Origin of the sequence: Sideroxyarcus emersonii (assembly GCF_021654335.1) — a bacterium.
GTDB lineage: Bacteria > Pseudomonadota > Gammaproteobacteria > Burkholderiales > Gallionellaceae > Sideroxyarcus > Sideroxyarcus emersonii.
The window spans coordinates 1912545-1931789 of the sequence record NZ_AP023423.1 but is presented as its reverse complement, the minus strand read 5'-3'; the positions used below and the strand labels follow the sequence as shown (position 1 = coordinate 1931789).

Below are 19245 nucleotides of genomic sequence, written 5' to 3'. Positions count from 1 at the left end.
GGGCTTTTATAACACGAAAATATGTGGCCTGCTATCATTCGCGCCAGTTTATCCAGCCCTGCCATGAATTTCATGTCCCGCCCGATACAAGCCCGCATCGACCTTTCCGCATTGCAAAACAATCTGCGCGTGGTGCGGCGTGCCGCATCCAGCCGCATCATGGCGGTCATCAAGGCCAATGCCTATGGCCACGGCCTGCTGCGAGCGGCGGAGGCGCTGGCCGAAGCGGAGGGTTTCGCGATGCTCGATGTGCGCGATGCAGTCGCCTTGCGCGAAGCGGGTTTCCGGCAAACCCTGCTGCTGCTGGAAGGCTTCTTCAAGGCGGACGAGTTGCCGCTGCTGGCCGAATACGAACTGGCCAGCGTCATCCACAGTCCGCAGCAGCTTGCCATGCTCGATGCCTTCCCGCGCCGCAACGCCTTGCAGGTTTGGCTCAAGGTGAATACCGGCATGAACCGTCTGGGGTTCACGCCGGAACAGTTTCCGGCCGTGATGGAGAAATTGAAGCGGCATCCCGCTGTGCGTGAGATCGTGCTGATGACGCATTTTGCCCATGCCGACGAGCCGGAAGGCATCGCGGAACAGCTGGAGCGTTTCAGGGGACTGACAGACGCTTATCGCATGCCGCGCTCGCTGGCGAATTCCGCAGCGCTGCTGCGTTATCCTTCTTCGCACAGCGAATGGGTGCGTCCCGGCATCATGCTTTACGGCGCATCGCCGTTCGCCGGCACCGGCGCGCAACAGTTCGGCCTGCGCCCGGTGATGACGCTGAATAGCGAAATCATCTCGGTACGCGAACTGAAGGCCGGCGACCGGGTCGGTTATGCGGGGCTGTTTTGCGCCGACCGGGCGATGCGCATCGCGACAGTGGCCTGCGGTTATGCCGACGGTTACCCGCGCCATGCGCCGACGGGAACGCCGATCCTGGTGAACGGGCAGCGCACGCGCACGCTGGGACGGGTATCGATGGACATGCTGAGCGTCGACCTGAGCGAGGTGGCAGATGCGGTTGTGGGCAGCCCAGTCACCTTGTGGGGAGAGGGCCTGCCGGTGGAGGAGGTGGCCACTGCGGCGGGAACCATCAGTTACGAGCTGATGTGCGCGTTGACGGCGCGCGTGCCGGTGACGGCAGCCTAGGACAGGTTGCGGATGATATCCGCGATCACCTTCTCCGCCTGCTCCGGCCTGCCGAACAGATAACCCTGGTGCACCACCTGTCCGCGCAGGTTCAGGAAGCTCGCCTGTTCGGGCGTCTCCACGCCTTCCGCGACCACCTTCACGTGCATGAGCCTGGCTACAGCAAGGATGGCCTCGACCAGGGCATCGTCATCGGGATCGATAGTCAGATCCTGGACAAAGCTCTTGTCGATCTTGAGTTCGTGGATGGGCAGTCGCTTCAGGTATGCCAGCGATGAATAGCCGGTGCCGAAGTCGTCCATCGAAAAATGGATACCCATCGCGCTCAGCTCGTTCATCTTCGCGACCACATCGTTGATGTTGTCGATCACCATGCCCTCGGTCACTTCCAGAGTAAGGTGGGTGGGGTCGGCGCCGGTGCTGGCGAGGCCGTCCTTGATCTGCTCGACGAAATCGGCCTGGCGGAAATGACGGGGGCTAATGTTGACGCCGATCCGTATTGGTAGCGTAGCCACGTCTTCGCGTGCCAGCAGGCGGCAGACTTCGACGAACATCCAGCTGCCGATCTCGATGATCAGGTTGGACTCTTCGGCAATCGGGATGAATGCACCGGGCTGTATCAGGCCGCGTTGCGGATGCTGCCAGCGCACCAAGGCTTCCGCACCGACGCACTTGCCGTTCTCTTCCACCTGGGGCTGCAGGAATACCTGCAGGTCACCGCGCTTGATTGCCTGCTGCAGTTCGCGCTCGGTCTCGAAACGCTGCTTGGCATTGCCGTCCAGAGTGTCGTCGAAGAATGCGGTCTGTCCGCTGCCCCGGGTCTTGGCATGATGCAGGGCAGTATTACCACGACGCAGGATATCCAGTGCAGAGTCGGCATCGTTGCCCGGAAAGAGCGCGATCCCCAGGCAGGCTGTGAGGGTGATGCTTTCAGCGCCGATCACGAAAGGCTCCTGCAGTTCTGTGTGTATCCGGTTCGAGATATGCATCGCCATGTGGGCCGCGGCCTGTTGCTGGGGGGCGAGGTCGGTCAGCAGGATGGCGAACTCGTCCCCTGCGATGTGCGCCACGACATCGCCCTGGTGCAGGATATGCGACAAACGCTCGGCCACCGCCTTGATCAGCACATCGCCCATGGCCTGTCCTCCCGCATCATTGATGGTCTTGAAGCGGTCGATATTGAACGAGATCAGCGCGCTGCGCTGGCCGATGCGGCGAATTGTAGCCAGCGCTTGCGCGGTACGTTCCAGGAGCAGTGCCCGGTTGGGCAGTCCGGTCAGGGTGTCGTAAAAGGCCAGGCGGTTTATCTCGGCCTCGGCGCGTTTCTTTTCCGTGATGTCTTCCTGTACCGAGACGTAATGGGTGATGTGCCCGTCGGGCTGGCGGATCGGGCTGATGATGGCGTGTTCGATATATTCACTGCCATCCTTGCGCCTGTTGTGGAAATCACCCTGCCAGGTATTGCCGGCCAGGAGGTTTTTCCAGAGATCCTCGTACGTGCTCGATGGCGTTTTCCCGGAATGCAGGATGCGCGGGTTCCGTCCGATGATCTCGCTGCGGTCATAACCTGTCTTGCGCACGAAAGATTCGTTGACATATTCGATGGTGCCGTCGAGATCGGTGATGTAGATATTCTCCGGGCTTTGTTCCACCGCCAGCGAGAGTTTGCGCAACGTCGATTCCTTTTCGCGCAGCGCTCGCAGGTCGAGATAGCTGGCCACGAAACCGATGTATGTCCCTTCCTTGCCATGGATCGAGGCAATGGTTGCGAGGGTGGGTATCAGCGAACCATCGCTTGCCAAGCGGTCTACCTCCCCCGACCATGTGCCGTGCCTGCGAAGATGGCGCTCGATTTCATCGCGTTCGGTTCTGTGCTTGTCGGTCTTTGGGACAATGAGAGAGATATGCCTGCCCGTGATGTCGTCCAGATGGTAACCGAACAGGCGCGAAAAGGCTGGATTGATGTAGGTGATGCGGAACTCTGAGTCGGTCAGCATCAGGGGATGTGCTGACTGGCGCAGCGCATCGCTCAAGAGGTCGCGTTTCGCTTCGGCCTGCTTGCGGGCGGTGATGTCCAGGAGGATGCCGATGGTTGCCGGGCGACCTTCATGCTCATATGGGCGTCCGTACACTTCGACTTCTATGCGCTGTCCATCGCGGCGAATGCAGCTGGCAGTGTTGTATACGGCACCTTCATCCCCCTCTTCGCGCCTGTGGATGTTTTGCAGTACGCGTTCCTGATCGTACGGGCTGATCAGATCGGCCGCAGGCACGATGCCGATCATCGATTCGGGCGATTCGTAACCGAAGATCGTGGCGAAGCCGGGATTGACATAATTGAGTTGGCCGTCCTGGACGATGAAGATGCCGGCTATCGATTGTTCTACCAGTGCGCGGAAACGCGCTTCGCTGTCGCGCAGCGCCAATTCGGCTTTCTTTCGTTGCGTGATGACATCGAAAACGGCAACGAAATGTTGCGGTTTGGGGCTGTATACCGAGATCTCGAACCACATATCCAGCGCTTTGACATAGGTCTCGAACTGTTCCGGCTTGCCGCCGGAGGCAACCCGGCTGTAAATGTCGAACAGTTCCGGATCGGCCTCTCGGATGCCCGGGATGACATCGGAGACCTTGCGTCCGACGACATCCTTCAGTCCGGTCTGTGTCTCGAAGGCTTCGTTGACGCTGAGGTAGATGAAGTCGTCCGGGCGACCGTTGGTGAACAGCATGCGGCAATAGGCGAAGCCGTTGAGCATGTGTTCGAAAAGAGAGCGATAGGTGGCCTCGCTCTCGCGCAGCGATTCCTCTGTTTTTTTGCGTTCGGTGATATCTTCGCCGGAACTCAGTGTGCCGACGATGTTGCCTGCCTCGTTCCTGAAATAGACGTTGCGCCAGGAGATCAATCGCAGGCTCCCATCCCGGCAAACGACGGTATTTTCGTGATGGTGTGCGTCTTGCATGTCTCCGGCCAGTATCTGGCGGAACATCGGCAGTATGATCTCGGTGCCTTCCGGCTGCGGCAGGCAGGTCTTGAACCAGTTCTCCCCGAGCAGTTCATTTTCCCGATAACCCAGCATCTCGCAGCCGTAGCGGGTGATCATGGTGATGCGTCCTTCAGTGTCCAGAGCGATCATGATGGACTGGACGGTATCGAGGTAGCGCTGGTTGAGGTCGCGCTCGCGCCGCAAGGCGAATTCGGTCGTCTTGATTCCGGTGATGTCGCGCGAGATGCCGAACACTCCGGACACTTTGCCAGTCAGGTCATGTAGCGGCCCCTTGGTGGTGAGGAAGAACGATTTGCCGTTCCGGGTTTCCAGGGTCTCCTGGAAAGTGGTGACCTGATTGCCTTGCATCACTTCGCGATCGCTTTGCCGGATGAAGGTGGCCTGGTCGGAAGGGAAGATCGCCGTGTCATCCTTTCCCAGCACCTCCTGCACCGATCTTCCGACGAAGTGGGCAGCGGCCTGGTTGAACAACAGATAGCGTCCTTCACTGTCCTTGACGAAGATCGCATCGGTGGAACCTTCGCTGATGGCATCGAGCAATTTCAGCGCATGCATCTTTTCTGCCAGATTGGCTTCGGCATTCTGCCTGTCCCGGTCAGACCGGTAGCGCGCTTCGTGCAGCAGTGCACTGAGGAGGCTGACGAGCAGGCCATTGGCGAGCAGGAGGCCAAGTTGCAGCATGTCCTGCAGGCTTTTTACCGCAAAGCTGTCGAGCGGCGGGACGGCGAAATAGTCTTCAGCTGCTACGGCGATGAGCGTGGCGAGCATTCCGGGACCCAACCCGCCCAGAGCCGCGCTGGCGATGATCGGGAACATGAACAGGATCAGCAGCGGGCGGTCGGCAAACGAAATGGCGATGTGCTGGCGTATCAGCAAGGTCAACAGCGTCACCACGGCCGCAAACAGGTACAGTTGCCAGCGTGGCCAGTTGATGAGGCCGGTGTGCACCACCGGAATGGGGGCATGGCCCGGGGCGACCGTCAACCGCTTGAGCAGGAAATAAAGCAGCAACGAGGTGATCGCAACGAACAGCCAGCCTTTGAGGGTTTGTGCGACCTTCAGGGCGGCGCCGTCGGCGAATATCCATTCCGTCAATCGGTCCGAGAACAGGATCCACAGGCCGGCGAAGATGGCATAGATCAAGACGATCTTGAGGATACTGGCATGCGGTGTAGGGTTGGAGCCGGAACCGTGCATCGTATTCTTCCCGAATAGCCAGGTTGGCGTCCTCGACAGGAATCGAACCTGTAATTGACCCTTAGGAGGGGCCGGTTATATCCATTTAACTACGAGGACAGATGTGCGCGATACGGGCGACATTCTAACGTAAAATCCATTCTCGCTTATCCGCTTCAAGGAGCTTACAAATGAAATGGCTGATCTTGTTCGGCCTGATGGCCGCAATGGCAATGCTGGCGAGCCAGATGGCACGTGCCGGCGAGTTGCCCAAGGTGGGGGCGGACGCCCCCGGTTTCGAGCTGCCGGACCAGAATGGCGTGAAACACGACCTGAAGGAATATGCGGGCAAGTGGCTGGTGCTCTATTTCTACCCCAGGGACGATACGCCGGGCTGTACGCAGGAAGCATGTTCCTTCCGCGACGATTTGCACAAGCTGACGGCATTGGGTGCGCAAGTGGTCGGTATCAGCGTGGACGATAGCGACAGTCATGCCGAATTCGCCAAGAAATATCACCTGCCGTTCCCGCTGCTGGCGGACAAGTCCACCGAGGTGGCGGCACGCTATGGTGCGCTGATGAACCTGGGGCTGGTGAAGTTCGCCAGGCGTTATACGTTCCTGATCGACCCGCAGGGCAAGGTGGCCAAGGTGTACGAAAGCGTCGAGACCTCCAGGCACTCGACCGAGGTCATCGAGGATCTGACGCGATTGACCGCGAAAGGGGCGTGATGAAACATCCGGGCTCGAATATATTCGCTGCATGGTTTTTCATGATGCAGACGCTGGCGATGGGCTGGGTGGCGGCGGCCGGGAACCTGCTGCTGGAGATGCTGGGTGTTCCCGTGCATGAAGGCGATGTTCCGGGGCGTCTCGTCGGCGCGTTGCTGCTGCTGTTGCTGGTCTACCTGGCCTGGCATTTCATGCGCGGCCTGCCGCCGCAGGGCAAGCCGGGCGGCAACGGTTACAGGATCGGGCACAGGCTGCTGCTGGCGGGAAACATCTTGGCGGGCTTGCTGTTCGTGTTCCATTTCTTCGCCGGCAGCATCGACAGCTATAACACGCATCTGGTGTTGAACACCTTCACCACCTCGTTCGGCTATTTCGCGATGGGCTGTTTTGCCATCGGGTTCTCGCTCATCTATCAATCTGCATTGCCTCAGGAAGAAAAGAAAAACTAAATGCCGTATATCACGCTGGATAAAGCCGCACTGGCCTTCGGCCACGTCGCGCTATTGGATCATGTGGAATTTCAACTGGACGAAGGCGAGCGCGTCGGCCTGATCGGCCGCAACGGCGGCGGCAAGTCCAGCCTGCTCAAGGTGCTGGCCGGCCAGGCACAACTGGATGACGGCTCGGTATGGCGCCAGCCCGGCGCGCGCATCTGCTATGTCAGCCAGGAACCGGTGCTGCATGCGGAGGCGACCGTGTTCGACGAAGTGGCACGCGGCCTGGGCGAGTTGCATCAGCTGATCACCGACTACCACCATCTGTCGCATCAATTGGCGGAACCGGATGCCGATTACGAGAAGTTGCTGGAAGCGATGCAGCCGCTGCAGACCAAACTGGAGGCGCAGGACGGCTGGGCGGTGCAGGCGCGCATCGAGACCGCCATCGACAAGCTGGAACTGGATGCCGATGCGCTCATCGGCTCGTTGTCCGGCGGCGTGCGCAAGCGCGTGGCGCTGGCACAGGCGCTGGTGGCCGAGCCGGAGGTGCTGATCCTGGACGAGCCGACCAACCATCTGGATTTCGCTTCCATCGAATGGCTGGAAGGACTGTTGACCAGTTTTCGCGGCAGCGTGTTGCTGGTCACCCACGACCGGCGCTTCCTCGACAACGTTGCCACGCGCATCGTCGAGCTGGATCGCGGCAAGCTGGCGAGCTTTCCAGGCAACTTCGCCGCGTACCAGAAGATCAAGGAGCGCATGCTGGCGGACGAGGCGGTGGTGAACGCCAAGTTCGACAAGGTGCTGGCGCAGGAAGAAGTGTGGATACGCCAGGGCGTGAAGGCACGCCGTACCCGCAACGAGGGCCGCGTACTGCGGCTGGAGCAGCTGCGGCGCGAACGCGCTGCGCGTCGCGAGAAGCAGGGCACCGTCGAGATGAACCTGGACAGCGGCGAGCGCTCAGGCAAGCTGGTGACGGAGCTCACGCATGTGAGCAAAGCGTTCGGTACGCGCAAGATCATCGACGATTTTTCCTGCCGCATCCAGCGCGGCGACAAGATCGGATTGCTCGGTCCCAACGGGGCGGGCAAGAGTACGCTGCTCAAGATCATCCTGGGCGAGCAGGCTCCGGACAGCGGCGATGTGAAGCTCGGCACCAAGCTGAGCGTGGCCTACTTCGACCAGTTGCGCGCGCAGCTCGACGACAACGCCACGCTGGCCGATACCATCAGCCAGGGCTCGGATTTCATCGAGATCGGCGGTGCGAAGAAGCACGTCATCAGCTACCTCGGCGATTTCCTGTTCGCGCCGGAGCGCGCGCGTTCGCCGGTGAAATCGCTTTCCGGCGGCGAGCGCAACCGTCTGCTGCTGGCGCGCCTGTTCACCCGCCCCAGCAACGTGCTGGTGCTGGACGAGCCGACCAACGACCTCGACATCGAAACGCTGGAACTGCTGGAAGAACTGCTGGCGCAATACGACGGCACGCTGTTTCTGGTCAGCCATGACCGCGCCTTCCTCGACAATGTGGTGACGCAGGTGATCGCCTTCGAAGGCGACGGCAAGCTGATGGAGTATGTCGGCGGCTACGAGGATTGGGTGCGGGCGAAAAAGTTCGAGGCGAGCCAGAAGGCGAACAAGCCAGCTGCGTCTGCGCCGAAAGAGGGCGGAGGCAAGGCAGGCTCACCTTCTCCCCAGCCTGCTCCCTCGAAGGGAGAGGGGGTAAAGGTGAAGCTGAGCTTCAAGGAGCAGAAAGAGCTGGATGAGATGCCGCAGCGCATCGAAGCGCTGGAGCGCGAGCAGGAGGAGATCGCTGCCGCACTGGGGGCTGGAGCGCTGTTCCGCGATAATCCTGCGCATGCAAAACAGTTGCAGCAACGTGCTTCCGAGATCGAGGGCGAACTGGTCAAGCTGATGGAACGGTGGGAAACGCTGGAGAAAAAATAGTTCTCATGCGGTGATGAGGTCGTGATGCCGAAAAGCGGCCGGCTTGGTCATCGCTCCTGCCGGATTCACTCGCGTACCGCGGGACGATAGGTGTCGAGGAAGCGGGAAAAGGCGTCCGCCGGCATCGGCCGTGCGAAGTGGTAGCCCTGCACTTCGTTGCATTCCAGGGAGCGCAGGAGGTCGACTTGTTTTGCCGTCTCGACGCCTTCGGCGATGGTGCGCAGATTGAGGGTGCGGCCCATCTGGATGATGGCATGCACGATCGCGGCGTCGTCGGGGTCGTCTGCCATGTCGCGCACAAAGGACTGGTCTATCTTCAGGCGGTCGGCCTTGAACCTCTTCAGGTAGGCGAGGCTGGAATAACCGGTGCCGAAATCGTCGATGGCGAGGGTGATGCCGATTTCCTTGAGGCGTTTGATCAGGCCGAGCATGTATTCCATGTCGTGCAGCAGGACCGATTCGGTGAGCTCGATTTCCAGCAGGGTCGGATCCAGGCCGCTTGCGGCGATGGCCTTGCGTATCGACTGCTCCATGTTGCCGCGCCTGAACTGCACTGCCGACACATTCACCGCCACCATGAGCGCCGGCCGATCGCTGCGCTGCCAGCTGACCGCTTGTTTGCATGCCTCATTGAGCGCCCATTCGCCCATCTGCACGATGAGGCCGGTCTGCTCGGCGACGGAAATGAAGCGTGCCGGCGGGATCAGCCCTTCGGTCGGATGGTTCCAGCGGATGAGCGCTTCGGCACCGATCAGCTGTCCGCTGTCCAGGTCGATTTGCGGCTGGTAATGCAGCACGAACTCGTTGCGCTGCACGGCGTGGCGCAGGTTGTGGGCGATCCGCAGGTGTTCGAGACTGTCGCTGTTCATCTGCTCGGTAAAGAAGTGGCACGCATTGCGTCCGGCCGCCTTGGCTGAATACAGCGCCAGGGAGGCTTTCTTGAGCAGGATGTCGTAGCTCTCGCCATCATCGGGATAGACGGCGATGCCGATGGAGCAGGAGAGCGACAGGGGGCTTCCTTCCATATCCAGCGGCTTGGCAACCTGGTCGAGGATGTGCTGCGCGATCGTGCCGACGGTATCGCTGTCGGGCAGCTCAGCCAGCGCGATCAGGAACTCGTCGCCGCCCTGCCTGCTGACGGTGTCGGTCGCCCGCACGCAGTTCTTGAGCCGGGCGGCGACATTGCGCAGCAGCGTATCGCCGACGGCGTGGCCGAGCGAGTCGTTGAACAGCTTGAAATTGTCGAGATCGACCGTGAGCAGTGCGACACGGCTTTGCGTGCGCTCGGCATGGGCCAGGGCATTCTCCAGCCGGTCCTTGAACAGGATGCGATTGGGCAGGTCGGTCAGTGGATCGTGCGACGACAGATATTGGATCTGCGCCTCGGCATTCTTGCGTTCGCTGATGTCGCTGAAGATGCCGACATAGTGGGTCGTTTTTCCGGTGGCGTCTTTGACGGACGAGACGGACAGCCATTCCGGGAACACCTCGCCGTTCTTGCGCCGGTTCCATATCTCGCCGCGCCAGTGGCCGAAAACCTCGATGCTTTCCCACATTGCGCTATAGAAAGACTTGTCGTGATGGCCGGAAGCCAGTTTCCTTGGCGTCTCGCCGATGACCTCTTCGGGTTCGTAACCGAGCACCTTGCAGAAAGCGCGGTTCACCGACAGGATGCGCTGGTTCAGGTCGGTGATCATGAAACCTTCTTCGCTGCCGTCATACACCTTTTCGAACAGCCGCAGCGACTCCTGCGTCTTGCTGCGCTCGAGAGCGATCCCGACGATGGAGGCACCGATCTCGAGCAGCTTGCGGTGGAAATCGCTGGGCAGCCGGTGCTCGAAGCTGGAGAGTGCAAAGGAGCCGATCACTGCGCCCTGCGCCGAAAAGATCGGCATCGACCAGCATGCGCAGAGATTGAAGTCGTAGGCGAGTTGGCGCAGGTTCTGCCAGCGCGGGTCGGTGAACGTGTTTTCGACGAACTGCGGCTCCTTGCGGAATACGGCATTGCCGCACGAGCCGCCGCCGGGTCCGGGGCGGAGGCCGTTCAGCTGGCTGATCCCTTCGGGCGGCACGCTCGGCGCAGCGTAGACGTTCAGCAGTTCGCGCGACTCGTCGAGCAGCATGACCGAAGCGACCGAGTTCGGCAGTAACTGTTCCACCAGTTTGCACAACTGGTTTATCAAGGCAGTGATTTCCCCGCCCCGCGCTATCGATTCGAGGATGGCCTGCTGCAGGTGCAGGATTTTTTCCTGCTCCGTGGCGGATAGCGTGCTGTATTCAACGGTCGTGAGGCCGGTTGAGCAACTTGGGGAGGGGATTTCGGTGGAGCTGTTCATAACTGGGGGCGATTCTTTCATGAATCCTCCGGAGTTACAACAAACTCTATGGGGTTATTCGCCCGGGGTAACCATTGGGGCACGGGCGCAGATGGGCGGCGTTCCGGACCGGCGCAGGGCATTCAGGATGAGGGCAGCTGCAACACCCAGGCCAGACCGCTCAGTGCGCCAAACAGGATGACGATATGTGCCCACGCCCAAAGCTTGTAACGGGCGGCCAGTTTGTCCTGATCGAGATTGCTGATGAGGAACAGCCTGCCGTCGCGCGGCTGCAGCATGAAATTGATGTCCGGAGCGGCAAGTGCTTCATCCAGGCGTTTTTCGGCCTCGCGTTTCGCGGCCGAGCGTGCCAGCATCCATTCCCGCATGTCGAGTACGCCGTTGTTGTCCAGATCGAAGCGCTTGAGCAGGTCGGCGTTGTCCATCTTCCATTCCGACAGGACCTGCTTCACCAGTTCATCCTGCGTGAGCGTGGTGCTGCTTCCGCCCACCGTCTTGAATTCGCCCAGGACGTAGATGTCGTCGATATCGAGGAGTCGCCATTCGGTATAGCGATAATCGCCCGAGGTCCAGCTGTCCTTGTGCCGGGTGACCACTTCCGCGCCTTGCGGGTCTATCACGCATTTGCCGCTGCCGTCGTCGATGAGGAACGGCGCGCTGTTTACGCCTTGTTCTTCGGTGTGCCAGCCCTTGTTGTCGCTGCGCTTGCGTTCCATCTTGTAGCGGCACCACAGGCAGGGCAGGTTGGAATACCTCGAAAGGATCGGCGTGCCGTGCACCGCGCCGCGCCCGGTCAGTTCGACGTAACCTTGCGCAGCCGAGCCGATGCGGGAGGTGGGTGTGCCGCTGATGGTGCGCAGCCGATACAGGGTGGAATACCAGGCGAGCAGGCTGACGACGGCCATGATGCCCAGGCACCACAGCCATCCGGTACGCGATTCCAGTTTGAGGCCGACGAGCAGGAGCAATAGTTGCCCGCCGGAGGTGATGAGCTGCGCGTACTCGCGGCGGAGGGTGGTCAGCATCGACGTCCTCTTGGTGTCACGCGCAGCGGGGGCGTCGGGTTAGAAACGGAAACCCAGTTTCATGCTGATCGACTGGATGCCGCCGGTCTTGTCCACTTCGGCTGCCAGGTTGCTGAAGCCGAGATTCAGGTTGGCGCCGACGAACACCTTGCCTTGGGTGAAGGATTGAGACAATGCTGCGCCGCCAGCACCTGTGACATTTGCTGAACTATTGACCCAGACCTGGCCGATGCCGGCATAGGGCGTGAACATGGCAAACCCCTTGGAGATGGAGAGATCGATGCCCTTGGTGTCCAGCGACAATTGGTCTACGCCGCTCAGCTTGGTGAAGGAACCGCGGATGGCCACTGCGGGCTGTGTGACTCCCCCCTCAAGGATGGCGTAACGCAGTTCGCCGCCATAGAGCGCGATGTTGGTGGTAGGCACTTTGGAGTAGAACGCGGCGACATCGATGCCGAAGGGCAGGCCCTTGTCGATGTGCAGCTTGGGTATGTACAGGTTGTTGATCGGGCTGCCGCCGGTGGCCTTGCTCCATATCTGCGAACTCTTGGACATGTCGGTCTGCGTGACTTCGACCCCCATGTCGAATCCGGTCGTGCCCAGCGGGGCTGCCGGCGTGACGGGTTTGTAGCTCAGGGCAGCACCGAGATCTTCGGAAAGCGTGCGGAATTCGGGTTGCGACAAGGCCCCCAAGTTCGAAATATTGGCTGCCGAGGCAGTCTGGGCGATTCCCAGGGTGCAGAGCAAAGCGAGCAGTTTCTTCATGATGCGTATTCCTTTCGGTTTTAAAGAGTGGCCCATTCAGGCTGCGCCCGAACAGGCTGAGTTGAGAGCAGCCTGTTCCATTTAAGTTTCCTTTGCCGCATAGGGGAATCCCTTAATTTAGCTGAACAGGGATTTCATATCCACATCCGCTTTCTCGGCAGTTGAGAACTCCAGCAATGGTTTTGCGCTATAAGCGAACATGTTGGCGATGAGCACGGCGGGGAATTGTTCGATACCCACGTTGTAGATGTTCACCGAGTCGTTATACAGCTCGCGACGATCGGCGATGCCGTTCTCCAGGCCGGTGATGCGGGTCTGCAGCTGCATGAAGTTCTGGTTGGTCTTCAGTTCGGGATAGGCCTCGGCCACCGCGAACAGTCCGCCGAGGCTGGCGCGCATGGCGCCTTCCGCCTTGCCCAGCGCCTCGATGTCCTGGCCCTCGCGGGCGGTCTGCACCTGCGAGCGCGCGGCGATCACCCGCCGCAGGGTCTCCTGTTCGAACTGCTTGTATTGCTTGCATACCTCGACCAGCTTGGGCAGTTCGTCGTGCCGCTGCTTCAGCAGTACATCGATGTTGGCCCACGCCTTGCTGACGCCGTGCTTGAGACTGACCAGATTGTTGTAAAGGCTGACGGCATAGATCAGCACGACGATGCAGATGCCGAGCAAGATAAGCGTGGTACCCATGGCGATGCTCCTTGTGCGAGTTGGGAGGCGGCGCGGCGCATCATAAACAATTCGCCGCATCGTTGCACAGGATTAGGATGCCGCAGCAAAGTCAGATTTGTCATTCCGGCGCAGGCCGGAATCCAGTATTTAAACCAACTGGGCACCGGCCTGCGCCGGTGCGACGAGTTATCGAGATTTATGCAGCTTTGCGATTACTGCCCGAAAAATTCCTTCACCTTGCCCATCCACGACTTGGCACGCGGGCTGTGGCGGGCGCTGTCCTGCTGGCTGATGGCGTCGAACTCGCGCAGCAGTTCCTTTTGCCGATCGGTCAGGTTGGACGGGGTTTCCACCACGACATGGCAATGCAGGTCGCCATGCGTGTGGGTACGCATGCCCTTGATGCCCTTGCCGCGCAGGCGGAACTGCTTGCCGCTCTGTGTCTCGGCCGGAATCTTGATGCGTGCCGCGCCGTCCAGCGTGGGGATCTCGATCTCGCCGCCGAGCGCTGCGGTGGCGAAGCTGATCGGCATTTCGCAATGCAGGTCGTCGCCGTCGCGCTGGAACACGCTGTGCGGTTTGATGTGGATTTCCACATACAGGTCTCCGTGCGGTGCGCCGTGCGAACCCGCTTCGCCGTGGCCGCTGTGACGCAGGCGCATGCCGCTGTCGATGCCGGCCGGTATCTTGATCTCCAGCGTCTTCTGCTTCTTCACGCGGCCGGTGCCGTGGCAATCCTTGCACGGCGAGCTGATCTGCTTGCCGCTGCCCTGGCAGCGCGGACAGGTCTGCTGGATGGAGAAGAAACCCTGCTGCATGCGCACCTGGCCGTGGCCGCCGCAGGTGGAACAGGTGGTTGCGCTGGTGCCGGGTTTGGCGCCCGAACCGTTGCAGGTCTCGCATTCTTCCATGACCGGGATGCGGATCTGCTTTTCCGCACCGCGCGCAGCTTCTTCCAGCGTGATCTCCATGTTGTAGCGCAGGTCGGCGCCGCGATGCGCCTGGCTGCGGCCGCCGCGGCCACCGCCGAAGATGTCGCCGAAGATGTCGCCGAAATCGAAGCCGGCTGCGCCGCCGGCGCCGAACGGATTGCCGCCGCCCATACCGCCGGCTTCGAAGGCGGAATGGCCGTACTGGTCGTAAGCCGCACGCTTCTGTCCGTCGGACAGGGTCTCGTAGGCTTCCTTCGCCTCCTTGAACTGTTCCTCCGCTTTCGGGTTATCCGGGTTGCGGTCGGGGTGGTGCTTCATCGCCAGCTTGCGATAAGCCTTCTTGATCTCTTCCTCGGAGGCGTCGCGATTGACGCCGAGGACTTCGTAATAGTCGCGCTTGCTCATGTTTTTTCCACGTGACGATGGGGCGCATGCGCCCCACCGGTTGCTCCATCAAGAAAGATACGACTTACTTCTTGTCTTTGACTTCGGTGAATTCGGCATCCACCACGTCAGCGTCATCGTGCTTGGCCTCGCTGCCGGGCGCTGCGCCGCCCTGGGCTGCCTGCGCCTTGGCCTGTTCGGCGGCATACATCTTCTCGCCCAGCTTCTGCGCGGCCGTGGCCAATGCTTCGGCCTTGGCGTCGATGGCAGCCTTGTCGTCGCCCTTCACCACGCTCTCGGCATCCTTCAAAGCGGCTTCGATGGCGGCTTTTTCGTCAGCCGACAGCTGCTCACCGTAATCCTTCATCGACTTGTTGGTGGAATGGATCAGCGCATCCAGCTGGTTGCGCGAGGTCACCAGCTCCATCGCTTTCTTGTCTTCATCGGCGTGTGCCTCGGCATCGGCCACCATGCGCTGGATCTCTTCTTCACTCAAGCCTGAGCTGGCCTTGATGGTGATGTTGGCTTCCTTGTTGGTGGCCTTGTCCTTGGCGCTGACGTGCAGGATGCCGTTGGCGTCGATGTTGAAGGTCACTTCAATCTGCGGCATGCCGCGCGGTGCCGGCGGGATGTCGGACAGGTTGAACTGGCCCAGGCTCTTGTTGCCGGAAGCCATCTCGCGCTCGCCCTGCAGCACGTGGATGGTCACCGCGTTCTGGTTGTCTTCGGCCGTGGAGAACACTTGCGACGCCTTGGTCGGGATGGTGGTGTTCTTCTTGATCAGCTTGGTCATCACGCCGCCCATGGTCTCGATGCCCAGGCTGAGCGGGGTAACGTCCAGCAGGAGAACATCTTTAACCTCGCCTTGCAGCACGCCGCCCTGGATGGCTGCGCCAACCGCCACGGCCTCGTCCGGGTTCACGTCCTTGCGCGCTTCCTTGCCGAAGAATTCCTTGACCTTCTCCTGTACCTTGGGCATACGGGTCTGGCCGCCAACCAGGATCACGTCGGCGATGTCGGCGTTGGTCACGCCTGCATCCTTCATCGCGATCTTGCACGGCTCGATGGTGCGGGCGATCAGGTCTTCCACCAGGCTTTCCAATTTCGCACGAGTAATCTTCACGGCCAGGTGTTTCGGACCGGTCGCATCGGCAGTGATGTAGGGCAGGTTCACTTCGGTCTGCTGCGCGGAAGACAGTTCGATCTTGGCCTTTTCTGCGGCATCCTTCAGGCGTTGCAGCGCCAGCATGTCCTTCTTCAGGTCGATGCCGTTCTCCTTCTTGAACTCTTCGATCAGGAAGTCGATCACGCGCATGTCGAAGTCTTCGCCGCCGAGGAAGGTGTCGCCGTTGGTGGACAGCACTTCGAACTGGTGTTCGCCGTCGATTTCGGCGATGTCGATGATGGAGATGTCGAAGGTGCCGCCGCCGAGGTCATATACCGCGATCTTGCGGTCGCCTTCCTGCTTGTCCAGGCCGAAGGCCAGCGCGGCCGCGGTCGGCTCGTTGATGATGCGCTTCACTTCCAGGCCGGCGATACGGCCCGCGTCCTTGGTGGCCTGGCGCTGCGAGTCGTTGAAGTAGGCCGGCACGGTGATGACGGCTTCGGTGACCGGTTCGCCCAGGTAGTCCTCGGCGGTCTTCTTCATCTTGGCCAGCACTTGCGCGGAGATCTCCGGTGCGGAGATCTCCTTGTCGCGTACCTTCACCCAGGCGTCGCCGTTCTTGGCCTTGACGATGGAGTAGGGCACCATGTTGATGTCCTTTTGCACCATCGGCTCTTCAAAACGACGGCCGATCAGGCGCTTCACGCCGTACAGGGTGTTCTTGGGATTGGTCACGGCCTGACGCTTGGCAGGCGCGCCCACCAGCACTTCGCCGTCTTCCATGTAGGCGATGATGGACGGGGTGGTACGAGCGCCTTCAGCGTTCTCGATCACCTTGGTCTTGCCGTTTTCCATGATGGCCACGCAGGAGTTCGTCGTGCCCAGGTCGATACCGATGATTTTTCCCATGATGCTTTCCTTTCAGTTGAATGCCTAATTGTTTGAATGCTGTTGTTGCCTTGCCGCCTAACATCAGGGCGACATTGGATATTTCAAGTGTGTTGCAAACTTTATTCCGTCATTCCGGCGCATAACCAGCGACTTTGCTGGCGCTGTGTGCCAGCTTAGTCGAATGGCTAGTAGTTCTATCAGGCCGGAATCCAGTTTTATTTAACACCCCGTGTAGCGGGACAAAACCAAAGGCATATTGATTAACAGCGCTGGATTCCGGCCTGCGCCGGAATGACGTGGCGGGTTATTCCTTGGCCTTCGCCACCATCACCAGTGCCGGGCGCAATACGCGGTCGTTCAGGGAGTAGCCCTTCTGCATCACGCTGACCACGGTGTTGGCCGGCTGGTCGCTCTCCATCATGCCGATGGCCTGGTGCTTGTGCGGATCCAGTTTTTCGCCGACGGGGTTGATCTCCTTGATGTTGAACTTGTCGAATACGCTGGAAAGCTGTTTCAGCGTCAGTTCCATCCCGCTCTTGAAGCTTTCGATATTTTCGGTCTGTACGGCAAGCCCGGCTTGCAAGCTGTCCATGACCGCCAGCATTTCGTTGGAGAAGCGCTCCACAGCAAATTTCTGCGCCTTGCTCACGTCTTCGGCAGCACGGCGGCGGATGTTCTCGCCCTCGGCCTTGGCATACATCCAGGCGTCGTAGTGCTCCTGTGCCTTGCGTTCGGCTTCCTTCAGCATGTCCGCCAGGCTCGGTGTGGTGTCGGTTGCTGCCGCATCCGGACTGGCTTGCGATTGCTCGTTTTGCTGGGTGTTCTCTTGCTGTTCCATGTGACCTCCTGATTTCGACTGCTGCCTAATTGGGGCGCCATTCCGGATTTCAAGAGCGATCATGAAAATAATTGTCGGCGTGAGATAATGCCCGCCGCTCCTGCTGCTTGATGGTTATGTCCGCTTCCAAGAACTACCGCTGGCGCATCGCCGGCTTCTATTTCTTCTATTACGCCTTCGTGGGGATGTTCTCGCCCTACTGGAGCCTGTACCTCAAGTCCATCCATTTCGACGCCATCGAGATATCCGTCCTGATGTCGATACAGCCGGTCATGCGCATGGTGGCGACCAATGTATGGGGCTGGCTGGCCGACCATACCGGAAAGAGATTGTTGGTGGTGCAGGTGGCGGCGAGTCTGAGTGCGCTGTTTTATCTGGGAATGTTCGTTGCGACCGGTTTCTGGGCGGTGTTTTTGGTGATGGCGCTGATGAATTTCTTCTGGAGTGCATCGATGCCCTTGGTCGAGGCGACCACGCTGACTTATCTCGGCAAGAACACGGCGCATTACGGGCGCATCCGCTCATGGGGGTCGATCGGTTTTATCGTTTCAGTCGTGGGGCTGGGCTATGCCTTCGATTACGTCGCTATTGCCTGGCTATTGTGGGCTGGGCTGGTGTGCGAAGTCGGCATCCTGATCTTTGCGCGCCAGATACCAAAGACCGAGGTGCTGGCGCATCACACCGATCATCAGCCGATCAAGCAGATCGTGTTGCAGCCGCGCGTGCTGGCCTTGTTCGGCGCGAGTTTCCTGATGGCGGTCGCACACGGCCCTTATTACACCTTTTATTCCATCTATCTGGTGGAACACGGCTACGCCAAAAGCGTAGTGGGAGCGCTATGGGCGCTGGGAGTGATCTGCGAGATCGGTGTGTTCTTCCTGATGCCTGCGCTGGTGCGGCGTTTTGGCTTCCCGCGCATCCTGCTGGCCAGCTTTGCGGCGGCGGTGCTGCGCTTCCTGCTCATAGGCTGGGCGGTGGACTGGATGGTGCTGGTATTGTTTGCGCAGATGCTGCATGCCATGACCTTCGGCTCTTTTCATGCCGCTTCTCTCGGCATGGTGCACGAGTTCTTCCAGGGGCGGCACCAATCCAGGGGGCAGGCATTGTTCGGCAGCCTCACCTACGGCGCGGGCGGCATGCTGGGCGGTCTGGCGAGCGGCCCGATCTGGAAGAACTGGGGGGCGTCGGCACTGTACTCTTTCAGTGCAGCAGCTGCGCTGCTGGGCCTTGTTTTGATGTGGTGGAAGTTGCGTCACATGGCGAGGGGGCAAGCGGCTGCAGCATGAGTTCAGAGCGGCAACGCCGTTTTGTCTATCACTCTGCGCAATACAAAACTGGAATGTACGCCGGTGACTCCCTCGATGCGGGTGATGCGGTTGAGCAGCAGTTCCTGGTAGGCATCCATGTCCTTCACCACCACCTTGAGCTGGTAGTCGGCATCCTGGCCCGTAATGAGCAGGCATTCCAGCACATCCGGGATCTCCAGAACCCTGGCCTCGAAGTTGCCCAGTCGTTCGGGCGTATGCTGGTCCAGCGAGATCAGGATCAGCGCCATCAATGACAAGCCCAGTTTTTTCGCATCCAGCATCGCGCGGTATCCGGTGATCAGTCCGGATTCTTCCAGTGCGTGCAATCGGCGCAGGCAAGGGGACGGCGTGAGGCTGATGCGGTCGGCCAGATCCTGGTTGCTGATGCGGCCATCCTGCTGCAGGATTTCCAGAATCTGCAGATCGTAGCGATCAAGTTGCATAAGATTCCTTAAAAATTCATATTGAAGGAATATTATTTTATACATATTCGTAAATTGCACAATAAAATTGCTTAAAACTATAAATTGTGGGTGAAATACGCAAGCGCCTGCCGCTGGTTT

General features: G+C 60.0%; 14 protein-coding genes and 1 tRNA gene. 5 read left to right on the top strand and 10 right to left on the bottom strand.

Annotated elements, in window-relative coordinates; genetic code table 11:
- The first annotated feature begins 72 nt into the window (after positions 1 to 72).
- Positions 73 to 1137, top strand: a complete 1065-nt coding sequence (gene alr / locus L6418_RS09265) for an alanine racemase (protein ID WP_237248722.1) — start codon at positions 73 to 75, stop codon at positions 1135 to 1137.
- Here the strand turns inward: alr and L6418_RS09260 are convergent.
- Entirely contained in the window at positions 1134 to 5339 is a 4206-nt protein-coding gene (locus L6418_RS09260) for a PAS domain S-box protein (protein WP_237246637.1), read from the bottom strand. The two genes, alr and L6418_RS09260, sit on opposite strands and share 4 nt — an antisense overlap.
- 24 nt (positions 5340 to 5363) lie before the next feature.
- Positions 5364 to 5438 (bottom strand) — tRNA-Arg (locus tag L6418_RS09255).
- Positions 5439 to 5509: 71 nt separating this feature from the next.
- On the opposite strand from L6418_RS09255, the gene L6418_RS09250 reads away from it, so the two are divergent.
- Genes L6418_RS09250 through L6418_RS09240 form a run of 3 tightly spaced genes read left to right on the top strand, consistent with a single transcriptional unit; the run spans position 5510 to position 8430 of the window.
- Entirely contained in the window at positions 5510 to 6049 is a 540-nt protein-coding gene (locus L6418_RS09250) for a peroxiredoxin (RefSeq protein ID WP_408641561.1), read from the top strand.
- On the top strand, positions 6049 to 6498 hold the full coding sequence (locus L6418_RS09245) for a hypothetical protein (protein ID WP_237248720.1): 450 nt from the start codon (positions 6049 to 6051) through the stop codon (positions 6496 to 6498). The genes L6418_RS09250 and L6418_RS09245 overlap by 1 nt, the downstream gene beginning before the upstream one ends.
- Complete coding sequence (locus L6418_RS09240; protein WP_237246636.1) at positions 6499 to 8430, top strand: ATP-binding cassette domain-containing protein; 1932 nt, start codon at positions 6499 to 6501, stop codon at positions 8428 to 8430.
- A 65-nt stretch (positions 8431 to 8495) separates the two neighbouring features.
- Here L6418_RS09240 and L6418_RS09235 read toward each other — a convergent pair whose 3' ends face one another.
- The 7 genes from L6418_RS09235 to grpE all read right to left on the bottom strand — a co-directional run bounded on the left by L6418_RS09235 (position 8496) and on the right by grpE (position 17438).
- Positions 8496 to 10766, bottom strand: a complete 2271-nt coding sequence (locus L6418_RS09235) for an EAL domain-containing protein (RefSeq protein ID WP_237246635.1) — start codon at positions 10764 to 10766, stop codon at positions 8496 to 8498.
- A 122-nt stretch (positions 10767 to 10888) separates the two neighbouring features.
- A complete protein-coding gene (locus L6418_RS09230; protein WP_237246634.1) occupies positions 10889 to 11791 on the bottom strand; it encodes an E3 ubiquitin ligase family protein in 903 nt (300 codons plus the stop codon).
- Positions 11792 to 11830: 39 nt separating this feature from the next.
- Complete coding sequence (locus L6418_RS09225; protein ID WP_237246633.1) at positions 11831 to 12556, bottom strand: DUF6588 family protein; 726 nt, start codon at positions 12554 to 12556, stop codon at positions 11831 to 11833.
- A 117-nt stretch (positions 12557 to 12673) separates the two neighbouring features.
- Positions 12674 to 13243 carry a LemA family protein gene (locus L6418_RS09220; RefSeq protein WP_237246632.1) on the bottom strand — a complete coding sequence of 190 codons (570 nt, stop codon included), beginning with the start codon at positions 13241 to 13243 and terminating at the stop codon, positions 12674 to 12676.
- Between the two features lie 194 nt (positions 13244 to 13437).
- Positions 13438 to 14562: a molecular chaperone DnaJ gene (gene dnaJ, locus L6418_RS09215; RefSeq protein ID WP_237246631.1), complete on the bottom strand. Its 1125-nt coding sequence runs from the start codon at positions 14560 to 14562 to the stop codon at positions 13438 to 13440.
- A 64-nt stretch (positions 14563 to 14626) separates the two neighbouring features.
- Positions 14627 to 16555 (bottom strand): molecular chaperone DnaK, encoded by a 1929-nt coding sequence (gene dnaK, locus L6418_RS09210; protein WP_237246630.1) that lies wholly within the window; start codon positions 16553 to 16555, stop codon positions 14627 to 14629.
- Between the two features lie 286 nt (positions 16556 to 16841).
- Positions 16842 to 17438 carry a nucleotide exchange factor GrpE gene (grpE, locus tag L6418_RS09205; protein ID WP_269807804.1) on the bottom strand — a complete coding sequence of 199 codons (597 nt, stop codon included), beginning with the start codon at positions 17436 to 17438 and terminating at the stop codon, positions 16842 to 16844.
- Between the two features lie 53 nt (positions 17439 to 17491).
- Here grpE and L6418_RS09200 point away from each other — a divergent pair, with 53 nt between their 5' ends.
- The gene (locus L6418_RS09200; RefSeq protein WP_237246628.1) at positions 17492 to 18661 is read left to right on the top strand and encodes an MFS transporter; all 1170 of its coding nucleotides are present in this window, start codon (positions 17492 to 17494) and stop codon (positions 18659 to 18661) included.
- 2 nt (positions 18662 to 18663) lie between these two features.
- On the opposite strand, the gene L6418_RS09195 is transcribed toward L6418_RS09200, so the two are convergent.
- Positions 18664 to 19125, bottom strand: coding sequence for an Lrp/AsnC family transcriptional regulator (locus L6418_RS09195; protein ID WP_237246627.1), 462 nt, complete (start codon positions 19123 to 19125; stop codon positions 18664 to 18666).
- Between the last annotated feature and the right edge of the window lie 120 nt (positions 19126 to 19245).

Excerpts from the sequence above, each read along its gene's own strand:
- L6418_RS09250 (WP_408641561.1), top strand. The coding sequence starts at position 5,510 with ATGAAATGGCTGATCTTGTTCGGCCTGATGGCCGCAATGGCAATGCTG.
- L6418_RS09220 (WP_237246632.1), bottom strand. The coding sequence starts at position 13,243 with ATGGGTACCACGCTTATCTTGCTCGGCATCTGCATCGTCGTGCTGATC.
- L6418_RS09225 (WP_237246633.1), bottom strand. The coding sequence starts at position 12,556 with ATGAAGAAACTGCTCGCTTTGCTCTGCACCCTGGGAATCGCCCAGACT.
- dnaJ (WP_237246631.1), bottom strand. The coding sequence starts at position 14,562 with ATGAGCAAGCGCGACTATTACGAAGTCCTCGGCGTCAATCGCGACGCC.
- L6418_RS09260 (WP_237246637.1), bottom strand. The coding sequence starts at position 5,339 with ATGCACGGTTCCGGCTCCAACCCTACACCGCATGCCAGTATCCTCAAG.
- L6418_RS09195 (WP_237246627.1), bottom strand. The coding sequence starts at position 19,125 with ATGCAACTTGATCGCTACGATCTGCAGATTCTGGAAATCCTGCAGCAG.
- L6418_RS09200 (WP_237246628.1), top strand. The coding sequence starts at position 17,492 with ATGTCCGCTTCCAAGAACTACCGCTGGCGCATCGCCGGCTTCTATTTC.
- alr (WP_237248722.1), top strand. The coding sequence starts at position 73 with ATGTCCCGCCCGATACAAGCCCGCATCGACCTTTCCGCATTGCAAAAC.
- grpE (WP_269807804.1), bottom strand. The coding sequence starts at position 17,438 with ATGATCGCTCTTGAAATCCGGAATGGCGCCCCAATTAGGCAGCAGTCG.
- L6418_RS09240 (WP_237246636.1), top strand. The coding sequence starts at position 6,499 with ATGCCGTATATCACGCTGGATAAAGCCGCACTGGCCTTCGGCCACGTC.
- dnaK (WP_237246630.1), bottom strand. The coding sequence starts at position 16,555 with ATGGGAAAAATCATCGGTATCGACCTGGGCACGACGAACTCCTGCGTG.
- L6418_RS09230 (WP_237246634.1), bottom strand. The coding sequence starts at position 11,791 with ATGCTGACCACCCTCCGCCGCGAGTACGCGCAGCTCATCACCTCCGGC.
- L6418_RS09235 (WP_237246635.1), bottom strand. The coding sequence starts at position 10,766 with ATGAACAGCTCCACCGAAATCCCCTCCCCAAGTTGCTCAACCGGCCTC.
- L6418_RS09245 (WP_237248720.1), top strand. The coding sequence starts at position 6,049 with ATGAAACATCCGGGCTCGAATATATTCGCTGCATGGTTTTTCATGATG.